The sequence below is a fragment of the Vibrio crassostreae genome, assembly GCF_024347415.1.
GTDB lineage: Bacteria > Pseudomonadota > Gammaproteobacteria > Enterobacterales > Vibrionaceae > Vibrio > Vibrio crassostreae.
The window spans coordinates 3139570-3154676 of sequence record NZ_AP025476.1; the positions used below are offsets into that span (position 1 = coordinate 3139570).

General features: G+C 44.9%; 18 protein-coding genes. 2 read left to right on the forward strand and 16 right to left on the reverse strand.

The window, feature by feature from the left end; all coding sequences use genetic code 11:
- Positions 1–3: 3 nt before the first annotated feature.
- The 11 genes from rplC to fkpA all read right to left on the reverse strand — a co-directional run bounded on the left by rplC (position 4) and on the right by fkpA (position 8862).
- A complete protein-coding gene (gene rplC, locus OC193_RS14155; protein WP_004736763.1) occupies positions 4–633 on the reverse strand; it encodes a 50S ribosomal protein L3 in 630 nt (209 codons plus the stop codon).
- 14 nt (positions 634–647) lie between these two features.
- Entirely contained in the window at positions 648–959 is a 312-nt protein-coding gene (gene rpsJ / locus OC193_RS14160; RefSeq protein WP_004736761.1) for a 30S ribosomal protein S10, read from the reverse strand.
- Positions 960–1406: 447 nt separating this feature from the next.
- Positions 1407–2591 (reverse strand): elongation factor Tu, encoded by a 1185-nt coding sequence (gene tuf, locus OC193_RS14165; RefSeq protein WP_010435158.1) that lies wholly within the window; start codon positions 2589–2591, stop codon positions 1407–1409.
- 147 nt (positions 2592–2738) lie between these two features.
- Positions 2739–4835 carry an elongation factor G gene (fusA, locus tag OC193_RS14170; protein WP_017061101.1) on the reverse strand — a complete coding sequence of 699 codons (2097 nt, stop codon included), beginning with the start codon at positions 4833–4835 and terminating at the stop codon, positions 2739–2741.
- Between the two features lie 165 nt (positions 4836–5000).
- Positions 5001–5471 (reverse strand): 30S ribosomal protein S7, encoded by a 471-nt coding sequence (gene rpsG / locus OC193_RS14175; RefSeq protein WP_010435163.1) that lies wholly within the window; start codon positions 5469–5471, stop codon positions 5001–5003.
- A 106-nt stretch (positions 5472–5577) separates the two neighbouring features.
- Positions 5578–5952 carry a 30S ribosomal protein S12 gene (gene rpsL / locus OC193_RS14180; RefSeq protein ID WP_004737194.1) on the reverse strand — a complete coding sequence of 125 codons (375 nt, stop codon included), beginning with the start codon at positions 5950–5952 and terminating at the stop codon, positions 5578–5580.
- Between the two features lie 182 nt (positions 5953–6134).
- The gene (gene tusB / locus OC193_RS14185) at positions 6135–6410 is read right to left on the reverse strand and encodes a sulfurtransferase complex subunit TusB (protein ID WP_048659145.1); all 276 of its coding nucleotides are present in this window, start codon (positions 6408–6410) and stop codon (positions 6135–6137) included.
- Between the two features lie 8 nt (positions 6411–6418).
- Positions 6419–6775 carry a sulfurtransferase complex subunit TusC gene (gene tusC / locus OC193_RS14190; protein WP_048659146.1) on the reverse strand — a complete coding sequence of 119 codons (357 nt, stop codon included), beginning with the start codon at positions 6773–6775 and terminating at the stop codon, positions 6419–6421.
- Positions 6772–7161, reverse strand: a complete 390-nt coding sequence (gene tusD / locus OC193_RS14195) for a sulfurtransferase complex subunit TusD (RefSeq protein WP_017063709.1) — start codon at positions 7159–7161, stop codon at positions 6772–6774. Before tusD ends, tusC begins: the two co-directional genes overlap by 4 nt.
- The gene (locus OC193_RS14200) at positions 7155–7880 is read right to left on the reverse strand and encodes a helix-turn-helix transcriptional regulator (RefSeq protein WP_004729851.1); all 726 of its coding nucleotides are present in this window, start codon (positions 7878–7880) and stop codon (positions 7155–7157) included. The genes tusD and OC193_RS14200 overlap by 7 nt, the downstream gene beginning before the upstream one ends.
- A 205-nt stretch (positions 7881–8085) precedes the next feature.
- Positions 8086–8862, reverse strand: a complete 777-nt coding sequence (fkpA, locus tag OC193_RS14205; RefSeq protein WP_017632116.1) for an FKBP-type peptidyl-prolyl cis-trans isomerase — start codon at positions 8860–8862, stop codon at positions 8086–8088.
- 131 nt (positions 8863–8993) lie between these two features.
- On the opposite strand from fkpA, the gene OC193_RS14210 reads away from it, so the two are divergent.
- Together OC193_RS14210 and OC193_RS14215 are read left to right on the forward strand one after the other, a co-directional pair.
- Complete coding sequence (locus OC193_RS14210; protein WP_010435178.1) at positions 8994–9971, forward strand: WD40 repeat domain-containing protein; 978 nt, start codon at positions 8994–8996, stop codon at positions 9969–9971.
- 4 nt (positions 9972–9975) lie between these two features.
- Entirely contained in the window at positions 9976–10203 is a 228-nt protein-coding gene (locus OC193_RS14215) for a SlyX family protein (RefSeq protein ID WP_004729640.1), read from the forward strand.
- Positions 10204–10384: 181 nt separating this feature from the next.
- On the opposite strand, the gene OC193_RS14220 is transcribed toward OC193_RS14215, so the two are convergent.
- The 5 genes from OC193_RS14220 to kefG form a co-directional block, all read right to left on the reverse strand.
- Entirely contained in the window at positions 10385–11350 is a 966-nt protein-coding gene (locus tag OC193_RS14220; RefSeq protein WP_048662990.1) for an isoaspartyl peptidase/L-asparaginase family protein, read from the reverse strand.
- Positions 11351–11553: 203 nt separating this feature from the next.
- Positions 11554–12138: a peptidylprolyl isomerase gene (slyD, locus tag OC193_RS14225; protein WP_048662991.1), complete on the reverse strand. Its 585-nt coding sequence runs from the start codon at positions 12136–12138 to the stop codon at positions 11554–11556.
- Positions 12139–12232: 94 nt separating this feature from the next.
- Positions 12233–12433, reverse strand: a complete 201-nt coding sequence (locus OC193_RS14230; protein WP_029235422.1) for a YheV family putative zinc ribbon protein — start codon at positions 12431–12433, stop codon at positions 12233–12235.
- 157 nt (positions 12434–12590) lie between these two features.
- A complete protein-coding gene (gene kefB, locus OC193_RS14235) occupies positions 12591–14387 on the reverse strand; it encodes a glutathione-regulated potassium-efflux system protein KefB (RefSeq protein ID WP_048659150.1) in 1797 nt (598 codons plus the stop codon).
- Complete coding sequence (gene kefG / locus OC193_RS14240) at positions 14374–14958, reverse strand: glutathione-regulated potassium-efflux system ancillary protein KefG (protein ID WP_048659151.1); 585 nt, start codon at positions 14956–14958, stop codon at positions 14374–14376. Before kefG ends, kefB begins: the two co-directional genes overlap by 14 nt.
- Positions 14959–15107 lie beyond the last annotated feature (149 nt).

A 15107-nucleotide genomic window follows, 5' to 3' on the forward strand; every position in this document is an offset into this window, starting at 1 on the left:
ACGTTATGCTTTAACAGCAGGTTTTACGATCACGTTTCCGCCTGTTGAGCCCGGTACTGCACCTTTAATAAGGAGTAGATTGCGCTCAGCGTCAACACGTACGATCTCTAGGTTTTGAGTCGTTACACGCTCAGCACCCATGTGACCTGCCATTTTCTTGCCTTTAAACACGCGGCCTGGAGTTTGACATTGGCCAATTGAACCCGGTGCGCGGTGAGACAAAGAGTTACCGTGAGTCATATCTTGAGTAGAGAAGTTCCAACGCTTGATAGCGCCTTGGAAGCCTTTACCTTTAGATGTACCAGTAACGTCTACTTTTTTAATTTCGTTGAAAAGTTCTACGTTTAGCTCAGCGCCAACTTCAAACTCTTCGCCGTTTTCTAAACGGAATTCCCAAAGACCGCGACCTGCTTCTACACCCGCTTTCGCGAAGTGACCAGCTTCAGGTTTAGTTACACGGTTAGCTTTCTTAGCACCAGTAGTTACTTGGATTGCTGCGTAGCCGTCTGTCTCAAGAGTTTTAACTTGAGAAATACGGTTCGCTTCAACCTCAACAACAGTTACTGGGATAGAAACGCCTTCTTCAGTAAATACGCGGGTCATACCCACTTTACGTCCGACTAGACCAATCATTATTCTTATCTCCCTTAACCTAGGCTGATTTGAACATCAACGCCAGCTGCAAGATCAAGACGCATTAGAGCATCAACAGTTTTATCTGTTGGCTCAACGATGTCGATCAAACGCTTGTGAGTACGGATTTCGTACTGATCACGTGCATCTTTGTTGACGTGTGGAGAGGTAAGAACAGTGAAACGCTCTTTACGAGTAGGAAGTGGAATAGGACCACGAACCTGTGCGCCAGTACGTTTTGCTGTTTCAACGATTTCCGCAGTTGAAGCATCGATTAGCTTGTAATCAAACGCTTTAAGGCGGATACGAATACGTTGGTTCTGCATGAGACAGAGCTCCAATTATTAAAAATTACACAAACAATATCGCCACTCAAACCCGATAAAACGAGAGAATGCCGATTGATTTATGTGAAACCGTAGCATCCAAAATTAGGACGCATTGTCAGTTAACTTTTGAAGCAAACAAAAAGTTTACTATTTTTATTAACCGCGAACATAAGCTGAGTATACATTACTAGGTAAGACCTACTCCTCAGTGCTCATTGGTTCACAACCAGCGTTAGCCAGTGCGATGCATTATACAGATCACACTTTAGTATGCAAGTAGTGTTGGAAAAATAATCGGAATTTATTGGAAGTTGGTTTTGTATCGAGAGAGAAGAAGATAGATGGAAGGTGATATTTCTTTTGAGAAAACAAAAGGGAAGCCGAAGCTCCCCTTTTTCAGATGCGTGCTCTTCTAATGAAGAGTGTGCAAAAATCTAAATGCTATTAAGCGAAGATTTTAGCTACAACACCAGCACCAACTGTACGGCCACCTTCGCGGATTGCGAAACGTAGACCTTCGTCCATTGCGATTGGAGCGATTAGCTCAACAGTCATTTGAACGTTGTCACCTGGCATTACCATTTCTACGCCTTCTGGTAGAGTGATGTCGCCTGTTACGTCAGTTGTACGGAAGTAGAACTGTGGACGGTAACCTTTGAAGAAAGGAGTGTGACGGCCGCCTTCGTCTTTAGAAAGTACGTATACTTCAGACTCAAACTTAGTGTGTGGGTTGATAGAACCTTTCGCAGAAAGTACTTGACCACGTTCAACGTCATCACGCTTAGTACCACGTAGAAGTGCACCAACGTTCTCACCTGCACGACCTTCGTCAAGCAGTTTACGGAACATTTCAACACCAGTACAAGTAGTAAGAGTAGTCTCTTTGATACCAACGATTTCTACTTCGTCACCTACTCGTAGGATACCGCGCTCGATACGACCAGTTACAACAGTACCACGACCTTGGATTGAGAATACATCTTCAATTGGTAGTAGGAACGGTTGGTCAACTGCACGCTCTGGCTCAGGAATGTAAGAATCTAGTGCTTCTGCAAGCTCAACGATCTTGTCTTCCCACTGCTTCTCGCCGTTTAGTGCGCCAAGTGCAGAACCTTGGATAACTGGTAGGTCATCACCTGGGAAGTCGTATTCAGAAAGAAGTTCACGAACTTCCATCTCAACTAGCTCAAGTAGCTCTTCGTCATCAACCATGTCACATTTGTTCATGAATACGATGATGTAAGGGATACCAACTTGACGACCAAGTAGGATGTGCTCACGAGTTTGAGGCATAGGGCCGTCAGTCGCAGCAACAACTAGGATACCGCCGTCCATTTGTGCAGCACCAGTGATCATGTTTTTAACATAATCCGCGTGTCCTGGACAGTCTACGTGTGCGTAGTGACGTGCTGGAGTGTCGTACTCAACGTGAGAAGTTGCGATTGTGATACCGCGCTCACGCTCTTCTGGAGCGTTATCGATAGATGCGAAATCTTTAGCAACACCGCCGTATACTTTTGCAAGAGTAGTACAGATAGCAGCAGTTAGAGTTGTTTTACCGTGGTCAACGTGGCCGATAGTACCAACGTTTACGTGCGGTTTCGTACGTTCAAATTTTTCTTTAGACACAATCGTGTTCCTTCCTAGTTATGATTCGCCACGTTCATTATTGAGCGAGACGCGCCAGAAATTGCTATTTTATGCGCCAACTCTCGTTAGCGCAATATTTGGACGCATTGTTCTTTCAAAAAATGAAAAAAAATGCCTTCCTTTTGTTTAACCACGCTCTGCAATGATTGCTTTTGCAACATTGTTAGGCACTTCAGCGTACTCACTAAACTCCATAGAGTAAGAAGCACGACCTTGTGTCGCAGAACGTAAATCAGTTGCGTAACCGAACATGACAGACAACGGAACTTGTGCACGAATTATCTTCAGGCCAGCTGTCCCCTCGTCCATACCTTCGATGATGCCGCGACGACGGTTAATATCGCCAACAACGTCACCCATCCAGTCTTCTGGAGTAGTTACTTCAACTTTCATCATAGGCTCAAGCAAAACTGGTTGCGCTTCAAGTGCACCCGTTCTGAAAGCCATAGAGGCAGCGATTGTAAACGCCATCTCACTTGAATCTGTTTCATGGTAAGAACCATCATATAGTGTAGCTTTGATATCCAAAACTGGATAGCCAGCAAGCACACCATTGTTCATCTGCTCTTCAACGCCTTTAGCGACTGAAGCAATAAACTCTTTCGGTACGATACCATTGGCAATTTCATCCACAAAGACAAAGCCTTCGCCAGCTTCTGATGGTTCCAGTTTTAGCCATACGTGACCGTACTGACCTTTACCACCATGTTCACGGATAAATTTACCTTCCGCTTTCGCTGTACCACGAATAGTCTCACGGTAAGCCACTTGCGGGTTACCAACGTTGCAGTTCACGCTAAATTCACGCTTCATACGGTCAACGATGATATCTAAGTGTAGTTCACCCATACCAGAAATTAGAGTCTGGCCAGTTTCCGCATCCATATCAACGCGGAACGATGGGTCTTCCGCTGCTAGTTTACCTAGAGCGATAGTCATTTTATCTTGATCAGCTTGAGAGCTTGGCTCTACAACGATCTGAATAACTGGATCTGGGAACTCCATGCGCTCAAGAACAATCTTATGGTTCTGGTCACAAAGGGTTTCACCAGTAGTCACATCTTTCAGGCCAATGATAGCTGCGATGTCACCTGCTCGTACTTCTTTTACTTCTTCACGCTTGTTTGAGTGCATTTGAACAATGCGACCTAAGCGTTCACGTTGCTTCTTCACAGAGTTGTAAGCTGTTTTACCGCTTTCAACAACACCAGAGTAAACACGGATGAAAGTTAAAGTACCAACGAATGGGTCTGTTGCAATCTTAAATGCTAGCGCTGAGAACGGTTCTTTGTCGTCTGCGTGACGCTCTGCTTCATTCTCGTCTTCATCGATACCTTTAATTGCAGGGACATCAACTGGAGAAGGAAGGAAATCAACAACTGCATCTAGAACAGCTTGTACACCTTTGTTTTTGAATGCACTACCACAAGTAGCAAGTACGATTTCATTATTAAGGGTACGAGTACGAAGACCTTGTTTGATTTCAGCTTCTGTTAGTTCACCTTCTTCAAGGTACTTATCCATCAGCTCTTCATTTGCTTCTGCAGCAGCTTCAACAAGTTCTGTACGATATTCTTCAGCCATTTCTTGCATGTCTGCAGGGATATCTTCGTACGTAAAAGTCATGCCTTGGTCAGCTTCGTTCCAGTTAATTGCCTTCATCTTGATAAGATCGACAACGCCTTGGAAGTTTTCTTCAGCACCAATGTTCAGTTGAATTGGAACAGGAGTTGCGCCTAGGCGGTCCTTGATCTGTTCAACTACGCGCAAGAAGTCTGCGCCGGTACGGTCCATTTTATTAACGAAAACCATACGTGGAACTTGGTACTTATCAGCTTGACGCCATACTGTCTCTGACTGAGGTTCAACACCAGATGAGCCACAGAACACAACAACTGCACCATCAAGTACACGCAAAGAACGTTCTACTTCGATTGTGAAGTCAACGTGTCCAGGAGTGTCGATGATGTTGATACGGTGGTCCGAGAACTGAGCTTCCATACCACGCCAAAACGTAGTGGTTGCTGCTGAAGTGATCGTAATACCGCGCTCTTGCTCTTGCTCCATCCAGTCCATGGTTGCTGCACCATCGTGAACTTCGCCGATTTTATGAGAAAGACCGGTATAGAACAGAATACGTTCACTTGTGGTTGTTTTACCTGCATCTACGTGAGCAACGATACCGATATTACGGTATTGCTCTATAGGAGTTTTACGAGCCACGGTTGAATCCTCTTATTAGAGACTTAGGGACTATTGCTATACCTAGATTATGCGTTAAAAGCATGCTTCGCTAAAAATCGCTTGCCCTAGAAATAGCAATAGTTCCTAGCATAAGCATAGGAACTAAAGAAGTGCTGCAAGGAACCTTGCAGCACTAAAAAGGTATTACCAACGGTAATGTGCGAACGCTTTGTTTGCGTCAGCCATGCGGTGAACGTCTTCACGTTTCTTAACCGCAGTACCTTTGTTCTCAGACGCGTCTAGCATTTCAGCAGCTAGGCGTTGAGCCATAGATTTTTCACCACGCTTACGCGCAGCTTCAACTACCCAACGCATAGCAAGAGCGTTACGGCGAACCGGACGAACTTCTACAGGTACTTGGTAAGTTGAACCACCTACACGGCGAGATTTAACTTCTACCGCTGGGCGAACATTTTCAAGAGCTTCTTCAAATACAGCTAAGTGGTCTTTACCAGACTTCTCAGCCATTGAATCTAGTGCAGTGTAAACGATTTTCTCTGCAGTAGATTTCTTTCCGTCAACCATAAGGATGTTAACGAATTTTGCCAGCAATTCAGATTTGAACTTAGGATCTGGAAGGATCTTACGCTGACCTATTACGCGACGACGTGGCATGGATATTCTCCGTTGTCTTCTTCAGGTTTTTTCCAAAACTTTTCAGAATAATAAATAAAATAGTGTTTGGCCTTACTTAACGCTTTCTTTTAAAAAAGAAAATGCATTAAGACTTAGGACGTTTCACACCGTACTTAGAACGACCTTGTTTACGGTCGTTAACGCCAGCACAGTCTAGCGCGCCGCGAACAGTGTGGTAACGAACACCCGGAAGGTCTTTTACACGACCGCCACGGATTAGTACAACACTGTGCTCTTGAAGGTTGTGACCTTCACCACCGATGTACGAAGTTACTTCGAAACCGTTGGTTAGACGTACACGACATACTTTACGTAGTGCCGAGTTAGGTTTTTTAGGTGTAGTAGTGTAAACACGAGTACATACACCACGTTTTTGTGGGCACGCTTCTAGTGCAGGCACGTTGCTTTTAACAACTTGCTTTACACGAGGCTTGCGAACCAACTGGTTAATAGTTGCCATTAACTAGCTCCTGAAATTTACTTGAAAGTAAGCTTTGTGAAAAATCTATCCCTAATCACAAGTCGTAATTAGGGACGCAAAATTCTATTCAGCAGTGGGAGGTGTGTCAAGAAATATACAGATCTTTTTTAGCCGTCTAGAGCTCAGGATGGTCTAATTTTAACCAAACTGATAAAACACGCTTACCAAGTCACTGATTTGTCTTTCAAAACCGTCAGTTTAACGAAGCCATCGAAGTCAACTTGATCAATGGTACTTGAGACAAGTAGTTGTAAACCTCGGCTATCGAGATCTGGTTTTAACACCGACACCTGCTCTACTGCGCAGATTTGAGTGAATAACTCATGATTTGGAAGGCAAACATACACCGCATCTTCCACCAAAAGGAACTGATCCTGTGGCTGAGAGTAGGTCAATGCGAGTTTAAGTTTGTCGACTGATTTTACGATATGAAGCATAGCGTCCCTTAGAAAGTCAGTATCTGTTGGCACTGAGATAACTTCTGCGTTAACTCGTCGGCTTCAACGGTGGTCACATCGATCAACAGGTTGTCTGCTGAAAGGCCAAACTGACTCAGACTACGCTGACACACATACACCTGTTCGATGTCGTAAAGGTCCATAAGTTTGAATGCAGAGATGTAGTCACGCGATAGTGTTTCGTCGGGCTGCTGCGCTTTAAGAAGCTGAGTCACCCCATCACCAACAAAGAACACGGCAATGTCTTCACTGTATGCGGACGCAGCAAGCAGGGCGTCTAACCCTTCTCTACCCGCAGCGGTCGTATGAGGGTAACTGTTAAATATAAAGGCTAACTTTCTCAAAACTGCACCACCCTATCTTGCGTTAGTAGTGCTTCCGATAAGCTCCCTAATCCGGCCTGAGTAAATCCAGTTGCTAGGTTAGAGGCACTTAGTTGATGTTGCTCTGCTTCTTCAGAGCTAATCACTCCGCGTCTTAGCGCAGCAGCCACACAGGTTTCAAGGCTAACATCGTGCTCATCAGCCAGCTTTTGCCAAGCTGAAGCTAAGTCAAATTCATCGTTAGCCGGTACGGTAAGGTCTGAGCCGTTACTGACGCCATCTTGATAGAAGAACACACTGTGAAGTTTGTGGCCCTGTTTAATCAGAGCCACGGCAAACTGGTAGGCACTTCTTGCTGACTGTGAGCCATACACCGGCCCATTAACTAGGAGTGTATAGCTTAGCAACCCTCTTCATCCTCTGTTTTACGTTGGCGGATGTATAGGTACACGGTGTGCTTAGAGATGTTCAGTCGCTCAGCAACGCGGTTAATCGCGTCTTTGATGTCGAAAATACCTTTATCGTACAACTCCATCACGATCTGACGGTTCTTAGTATTATTCGATACCGATTTGTCAGCGTTAATTTCTTCTATGGTGCGTTCAACCGTTTGGTCGACAAGTTCTTCAACGTCACTAGCGAAGTTAACCGATGATGCGGCTTCGTCTGCGTCTTGTGTTGGCATGAACGATTGCAGTACTTGTGAGAATGGCGCGTCTAGGTTCACGTTAATACACAGTAGGCCAATCACTCGGTCTTCACCGTTGCGGATAGCAACCGTGATCGACTTCATCAACACTCCGCCTTTAGCGCGAGTAAAGTATGAACGTGAGAAATTACGCTTAGAACCTTCAATATCTTTTAGCATCTTCAATGCAAGATCGGTGATCGGCGAGCCAACCTGACGACCTGTATTTTCGCCGTTGGCAATTTTAATCGCAGAAGTATTGAGGTCTTCTAAAGAGTGCAAAACGATTTCACAAAACGGACCAATAAGGCTCGCAATACCGTCAACAACGGCCTCATAAGATCTTAGAATGATTTTATCGTGTTCACTGAATGGCATAACGTGGACTGATTCCATTTCAAGTAACACATCTGCATTGACTGTTTCTGTAGTAGTCACTTATTCCTTACCTTCGTGTGAAAAATCAACAAATTTATGTAAGTTTATCAGAAAATTTTAATTGCACACCTAGCTAACATTGCAACTAGTGATTTAGAACAAGTTTAAAAATCAAATACTCATCTTCAAATCATAAAAAAAGCCTAACTCAAAGTTAGGCTTTTTATTCAATCAACGTATTTTAGTACGAGGCTTTTGACCGATATTACTGTGCAGGAGCTGCTTCAGCGTTATCAATTTTTAGTAGTTCAACTTCGAATACTAGCGTTGAGTTAGCTGGGATAGTCGGTGTGTCTTGCTCACCGTATGCTAGCTCTGGCGGGATTACGAATTTGTACTTAGAACCAACTTTCATTAGTTGTACGCCTTCAGTCCAGCCTGGGATTACGCGGTTAAGTGGGAATGTTGCTGGTTCGCCACGGTCGTAAGAGCTGTCGAACTGAGTACCGTCTGTTAGCGTACCTTTGTAGTGTACTTGAACAGTATCAGTGTCTTTTGGAGAAGCGCCTTCGCCAGCTGTCATTACTTGGTAAAGTAGGCCAGATTCAGTTTGCTCTACGCCTTCAGTCTTTGCGAACTCAGCGCGGAAATCATCACCTGCTTTCTTAGTTTCAGCTGATTTCTCTGCAGCTTGTGCTTGCATCGTTTCAGCAACACGCTTGTCTAGAGCTTCAAGAGCTGCGCGAGTTTCTTCTTCATTCAGTGCAGTTTTCTCTGCGAATACGTCTTCGATACCTTGAAGAACCATATCTTTGTCTAGGTTAATGCCTAGCTCGCTTGGCTTATCAATGCTTGTGCTTAGGTAGTTAGCGAAAGATACGCCGATTGCGTATGCCGCTTTGTCGTCTTCTGTTTTAAAGTTTACTGCTTCAACTTTAACTTCTTCAACCTGTGGAGCTTCTGCCTTTGGTTCTTCTTTCTGACAACCAACTGCTAGCATAACCGTTGCGGCAAGCAGTGATACTTTTAAAACTGATTTCATTGAATTCTCCAATTAATGGCCAAGCCATTGGTTATTGTGCACAAATCTAATGATTAGATTGGTGTGAATACGTTAGTTATAACAATATACTAGTCATATGTCTTTCGACACAAACCGGATTATTAGATGTGATGCGAATATTTTTCCACTCATTGCTATATACAATTGTCATCACCTTGTTAAATGGTTGCTTTTTCTTCCAGGATGATGATCAGCGTTGGGAAATAGAACCCAATGGCGCCACCAGCTTTGCACTCAGCAGAGATGGACGTTTTGCCCTGCTCTACTCTCAAGAAAAACAACTGCTCCTTTGGGATTTAGATCAAAACAAAGAACTCGCTCAACTTGGCCCCCAAGACCAATCCGAAAACCAAGTATCGCGAATCCGCATCTCAGACAATGGCCGCTTTGCCATTACCGCCAGCCAGATGAACTTCGCCGTTTGGGACTTATCTTGGACTCAGGCTGAGGGGCTCTGGTCTATTTCCGATGGCTTGATTCGTGATGTCGATATTTCTAGCAATGGTGAAAAAGTCTTGCTTGGCCTATCTAATGGCAAAGCTATCTATGTGGACTTAGTCACCGGACGCCGTCTGGAGTTCCTCGCTCACAGAGAAAAAGTAAATTCAGTCTCCCTTTCTTCGAATGGGCGCTACGCATTATCAGGCGGTAACGACTACAAAGCTTACCTTTGGGACACCGAATCAGGCTTAGTGTTACGTACCTTCAAGCATGAACAAAGAGTAGTACGAGTTGCACTACAACGGGATGGAGAATTAGCTTTTACTTCCGATGGCGGCAACCAAGCGATGATATGGGATTTGGAAACAGGTGAACCTCAAGCGCAATTGCAAAGCTGGTCTCGACAGCTGATATTCTCTAGCGCTCGCTTTTCTGATAACGGCAGTATGCTGGTGACAGGTACGCCATCAAGCCAAGTGAGTGTGTGGAATACTCAAGATGGAAAACGAATTTCTCGTCACGATGCTGAGCCACTAAAAGATGCTCGCCCTCCCCGTGCGGTAGTGTATGATGCAGCCTTTGATGAAAAGAACCGTGTGATATCGGGCACCTCTGCGGGCATCGCCCAAGCTTGGAATGTGGATTAGAACGATGACAGAAAAGCGAATTGAACAACTAGAAAGCCGTGTGAATGACCTAGAATGTCAGTTGGCTTTCCAAGAACAAACCATTGAAGAACTCAATGAAGCGCTTAGCCAACAACAGATGTTGATCACGAGAATGCAAGATCAAATGAAGTTCGTGGTGGGTAAAGTAAAAAATATGGACGGCTCCAACTTAGCTGACGCATCAGAAGAGACGCCACCTCCGCACTATTAAGCGCAGTTCAAAATGACGAATAGATTCTAGTGACGCATATCGCTAGTCTCTCGCCCTCGATGTGTAAACTCATTTCAGGACGGGACATAGAAAACTAAAAGGGCGACAGATGCTTATCTGTCGCCCTTTTGTTCGTTTAATCTTCGCTAATTCAACTAAAGCTAGTTAAGCTAATAAAAGCTTAGTCATCTGCATAAATTTTCACTTCCACACAACCGTTAGTATCAACACTCGCGCGATACATCCCTGAACTGTTCATGCCAAAGTGAATATCACCTTGGCCATCAATAGCGATCAAGCCACCTTCTCCACCCATGGTTTTCAATTCACCTTGAATGATCGTTTCACAAGCGGTGTGCACATCTTCTTTCAGATAACGCATTCGTGCTGCGACATCACTGGCGACCATTTTACGTAAGAAGAACTCACCCATCCCGGTTGTTGAGACGGCAACGTTGCCATTTTCAGCAATAGTGCCTGCGCCTATAATCGGAGAATCCCCGACCCGACCGTATTTCTTATTGGTCACGCCACCGGTACTGGTGGCTGCCGCTAAGTTGCCCGCTTGGTCTAATGCGACTGCACCGACCGTGCCGTACTTTTTGTCGTCAGGGTATTTCTCAGCTTGCTGTTCATCATATTTCGCTTCAGACAAAGCAAAAATGCCTTTCTCTTTCATCGACTGAAGCTGGTCATAACGGCGTTCAGTAAAGAAGTAGTCTTGCTCAGTAAACGTATATTCATGCTCAAACGCAAACTTCTCAGCGCCTTCACCAATCAACAACACATGATCGCTTTTCAGCATTACATCACGTGCAAGTTCAATAGGATTCTTGATATGACGAACACCCGCAACCGCACCGGCATCCATTTCACTACCATGCATAACAGAAGCATCCATCTCAACAAACTCATCATGAGTCAGCACCGAGCCTTTACCAGCATTAAAGTGTGGGCTGTCTTCCATCACTTTTACCGAAGCAACTACAGCATCCAGAGCATCACCGCCCGATTGCAGCACCTGGTAACCAGCTAACACCGATTTTTTTAAAGCTTCTGTGATGCCTGTTTTTAATTCATCACTCATTTGCTCTCGCAAGATGGTTCCTGCTCCACCATGAATGGCAATTGAAAAAGGCTGTGACATGTGAATTCTCCACTGACGTATTTTTATAATGTTGTTCTATCAATACCACATCCATGATCCGATGTCTGATAGTAGAAACTAAACTTTTTCGGATGGTTACCTTATTAGATAAACAGTTAATCCAAACAAGCCTCGGCTCCAATACGAAAAAACCTCCACAAGGGAGGTTTTCAGCGTTCTTAATCTAAACCGTTCATTCGGTATTAGTGAGAACCACAGCTACCGCCGCCGCAGCAGCCTTCTTTTTTCTCTTCACCGTGGTCATGGCCTTCGCCACCACAACAACCACCTTCGTGATCATGGTCGTGATCACCACAGCCGCCTTCTTGGTGTACGTGACCGTGTTGAACTTCTTCTTCAGTCGCTTCACGAACCGCTACAACTTCAACGTCAAACGTTAGAGTTTGGCCTGCTAGCATGTGGTTACCATCAACAACAACTTCGTCGCCATCTACTTCAGTAACTTCTACTGGGATTGGACCTTGGTCAGTATCCGCTAGGAAACGCATGCCAACTTCGATTTGCTCAACACCTTGGAATACGTCAGCAGGAACACGTTGAACTAGTGCGTCGTTGTGCTCGCCGTATGCGTCTTCTGGAGTAACCGTTGCAGAGAACTTGTCGCCAGCTACTTTGCCTTCAAGCTCTTTTTCAAGACCTGTAATTAGGTTGTTGTGACCGTGAAGGTAATCTAGTGGAGCTTCTGCAGTTGATTGGTCAACTACTACGCCATCTTCAAGTTTCACTTGATATGCAACACTAACTACTACGTTCTTTTCAATTTTCATGAGAGCTCCAAGGAGGTTTGGACTAAGCTCGAACAGTTGAGCTTAGGAAAAATTCTGTACCCGGATATTATGGGGATCAATTAACGAAACTCAATCATTCAGGCTTAAAAATACCGATCATTTCTTGATTCGCGTGTTCAGATTTCTCTACAGTTTTCGGTTTACGCTGTTCTGTGAAGTCACAATCGACACATTCCACCAGCTCGATATTATTTTCAATCCACCAACGGAGTGTGTCTTGAGTATTACAACTTGGGCAGCTTGCTCCTGCGATAAAGCGTTTTTTCTGTTTCACGTTCTTATCCTTTACTACTCTGGATTCGTAGTTCTTCCACTCTAGATCTATTTAAGAAAAAGCAGAGACCACGTTTATTATTAGATTAGTTATCTAGACTGTTATTTCTTAGCTCAAGCTATATCTCTAAACTCAAGCTATTAGTTATCAATTCAGGCTACTGCCAATAGTTTCGAGACTGGTGATCGTTTTCCATCTCGTGTCCAAAAATCTCTTCAAGCTCTTTACGAGCCTCTTTCGCTCTTTGGGCCAACTCGGCATCTTCGTTATGCTGAGGCAGTAACTCTTTGAGCATACCATTATCCAACTTTCTAAAGTGTGCTTCTGCTCGCTTCGCTTTATATGGATGCATACCAAGTTCAGTCAATGTTTGACGACCTAAATCCAGTGCACCAAGGAAGGTTTCACGAGAGTAGTTACTCACACCGTGGTTAAGTAATTGATATGCTTCAACACGGCTTCGTGCACGCGCTAAAATCTTTAAGCGCGGGAAGTGCTGCTTACATAAATCGACGGTTTTCATGATTTCATCGGGAGAGTCAGTACACAGCACTATCGCCTCGGCTTTATCAGCACCGGCTGCGCGTAATAGCTCAAGATGAGTCGAGTCTCCGTAAAATACTTTGTAGCCAAACTTTCTAAGGATATGAATTTGGCTGGCATCACTCTCAAGAACGGTAATACGAATCTTATTGGCATACATCAAACGACCAATGATCTGACCAAAACGACCAAAGCCTGCAATGATCACTCGAGGACTGCGATCGACAACATCCGAAGACATTGCGTTTTCGCTGATTTGGTTAAGTTGACGAGCAAAGAATCGGTCTTGCAGCTTGAGCATCAATGGCGTGGTCACCATCGACAAACTCACAACCACCAGTAAGAACGACACTTGTTCGCCGCTTAAGATACCTTGAGCACTCGCCGCGGTAAAAATAACGAAAGCGAACTCACCACCTTGGCTGAGAATCATCGCCATGCGACTACGGGCTTTGGCTTGAGTACCGAAAATACGAGCTAGCCCATACAGCACTAAGCCTTTCAAAACCACGAGAGCTAATACAGCAATCAGTATCGCGAATGGGCTTTCAGCAAGTAAACCTAAATTCACCGCCATACCCACAGAGATGAAGAACAGACCAAGCAACAACCCTTTGAATGGGTCAATCGCAATTTCAAGCTCATGTCGATATTCACTTTCAGCTAGAAGCACGCCCGCTAGGAAAGTACCCAATGCCATCGACAAGCCAATCTGTTGCATGATGACGGCAATACCAATCACAAGTAACAGCGCTGCAACAGTAAATAGCTCACGCACACCACTCATAACGACGTAGCGGAACAAAGGCCTCAATAAGAAGTGGCCACCGACCAGCAGACCAATCACACCACCCAGCATCCAAAGCATGTCCGCCCAGCTGCCGCCTGTATTACCTGCTAGCAAAGGTAGCATTGCTAGCATAGGGATTACTGCAATATCTTGGAAAAGTAACACTGCAAAGCCAGACTGCCCCGCTTCTTTACCACCGAGTTCACGCTCTTCAATAACCCGCAACGCGATTGCGGTCGAAGACAAAGCTAAGCCCATACCTATCACTAGGCTAGTTTGCCACGTTAAACCGAACATACAGGCGATGGCGGTAATAATCAGGGTGGTGATCAGCACTTGCGCGCCACCCAGCCCGAGAATGGGGGCTCGCATCTGCCACAATTTTTTCGGGTTAAGCTCTAAGCCAATCAGGAAGAGCAGCAGTACTACCCCGAATTCGGAGAAGTGCAGAATCGCCTCTACGTCACTGATTAAGCCAAGTCCCCAAGGGCCAATCGCGACACCAGCTAACAAGTAACCGAGTACTGAACCCAAGCCAGCTCGCTGCGCGATAGGAACCGCAACCACAGCAGCCGCTAAAAATATAACGCTACTTTGTAGAAAATCATTAGTCAGAGCCATCATCTGCTCCTATATCTTGTAGCGGGTCTCGCAACCAATTTCGATACGCTTCTGCGTGTTGGTAACGCGTCATATCGGTAACATTTCGTGCCCAGTGTAAAACCAAAGGGGATATCCAATTCATCTGACACAAAGCAGCGGTAAGCTCGAATGGTTGCAAAATCTCTTGTAATGGATATTTATTATAGCCTGCGGCACCAAACGCCTCTTCTTTACCACCGGTTGTGATAACGCTACGCCAGTGTTTGCCCTTAAGTGCGCTTTGCTCACCAAAGGCAAAACCCTTACCTAACACGCGATCAAACCACTCTTTCAACAACGAAGGACATGAGTACATAAACAAAGGGTGTTGGAACACAATCACATCATATTCAAGCAGCAACTCATGCTCGGAAGGCACATCAATAAAGAAGTCCGGATAGATGGCGTAGAGATCGTGGATTTTGACATTCCCAAGTGACTCTATCTTTTTAACCATGATCTGGTTAGCGATAGAGGTTTGCGGCTCAGGGTGCGCATAGATGACCAGCACCTTTGGCACGGGTTTGTCTGTCGAGGGAGTATTACTCATTCCTTTGAAACATTCCTTTGAAGGCTAAACGGTGGCAAGGCCACAAGAATTTAAGCAAAAGTTATTAATATGTTATTGGCATCATAACGCAAATTGCATTGTGATCGACTTTTATCTGGTTTCAGCCTACTATGCAGGCGTCTGTTCAC

Bases quoted from the DNA above. Each gene is read 5' to 3' on its own strand.
- rplC (WP_004736763.1), bottom strand. From the start codon at position 633: ATGATTGGTCTAGTCGGACGTAAAGTGGGTATGACCCGCGTATTTACT.
- rpsJ (WP_004736761.1), bottom strand. From the start codon at position 959: ATGCAGAACCAACGTATTCGTATCCGCCTTAAAGCGTTTGATTACAAG.
- rpsG (WP_010435163.1), bottom strand. From the start codon at position 5,471: ATGCCACGTCGTCGCGTAATAGGTCAGCGTAAGATCCTTCCAGATCCT.
- rpsL (WP_004737194.1), bottom strand. From the start codon at position 5,952: ATGGCAACTATTAACCAGTTGGTTCGCAAGCCTCGTGTAAAGCAAGTT.
- tusB (WP_048659145.1), bottom strand. From the start codon at position 6,410: ATGCTTCATATCGTAAAATCAGTCGACAAACTTAAACTCGCATTGACC.
- fkpA (WP_017632116.1), bottom strand. From the start codon at position 8,862: ATGAAATCAGTTTTAAAAGTATCACTGCTTGCCGCAACGGTTATGCTA.
- OC193_RS14210 (WP_010435178.1), top strand. From the start codon at position 8,994: ATGCGAATATTTTTCCACTCATTGCTATATACAATTGTCATCACCTTG.
- OC193_RS14215 (WP_004729640.1), top strand. From the start codon at position 9,976: ATGACAGAAAAGCGAATTGAACAACTAGAAAGCCGTGTGAATGACCTA.
- OC193_RS14220 (WP_048662990.1), bottom strand. From the start codon at position 11,350: ATGTCACAGCCTTTTTCAATTGCCATTCATGGTGGAGCAGGAACCATC.
- slyD (WP_048662991.1), bottom strand. From the start codon at position 12,138: ATGAAAATTGAAAAGAACGTAGTAGTTAGTGTTGCATATCAAGTGAAA.
- kefB (WP_048659150.1), bottom strand. From the start codon at position 14,387: ATGGCTCTGACTAATGATTTTCTACAAAGTAGCGTTATATTTTTAGCG.
- kefG (WP_048659151.1), bottom strand. From the start codon at position 14,958: ATGAGTAATACTCCCTCGACAGACAAACCCGTGCCAAAGGTGCTGGTC.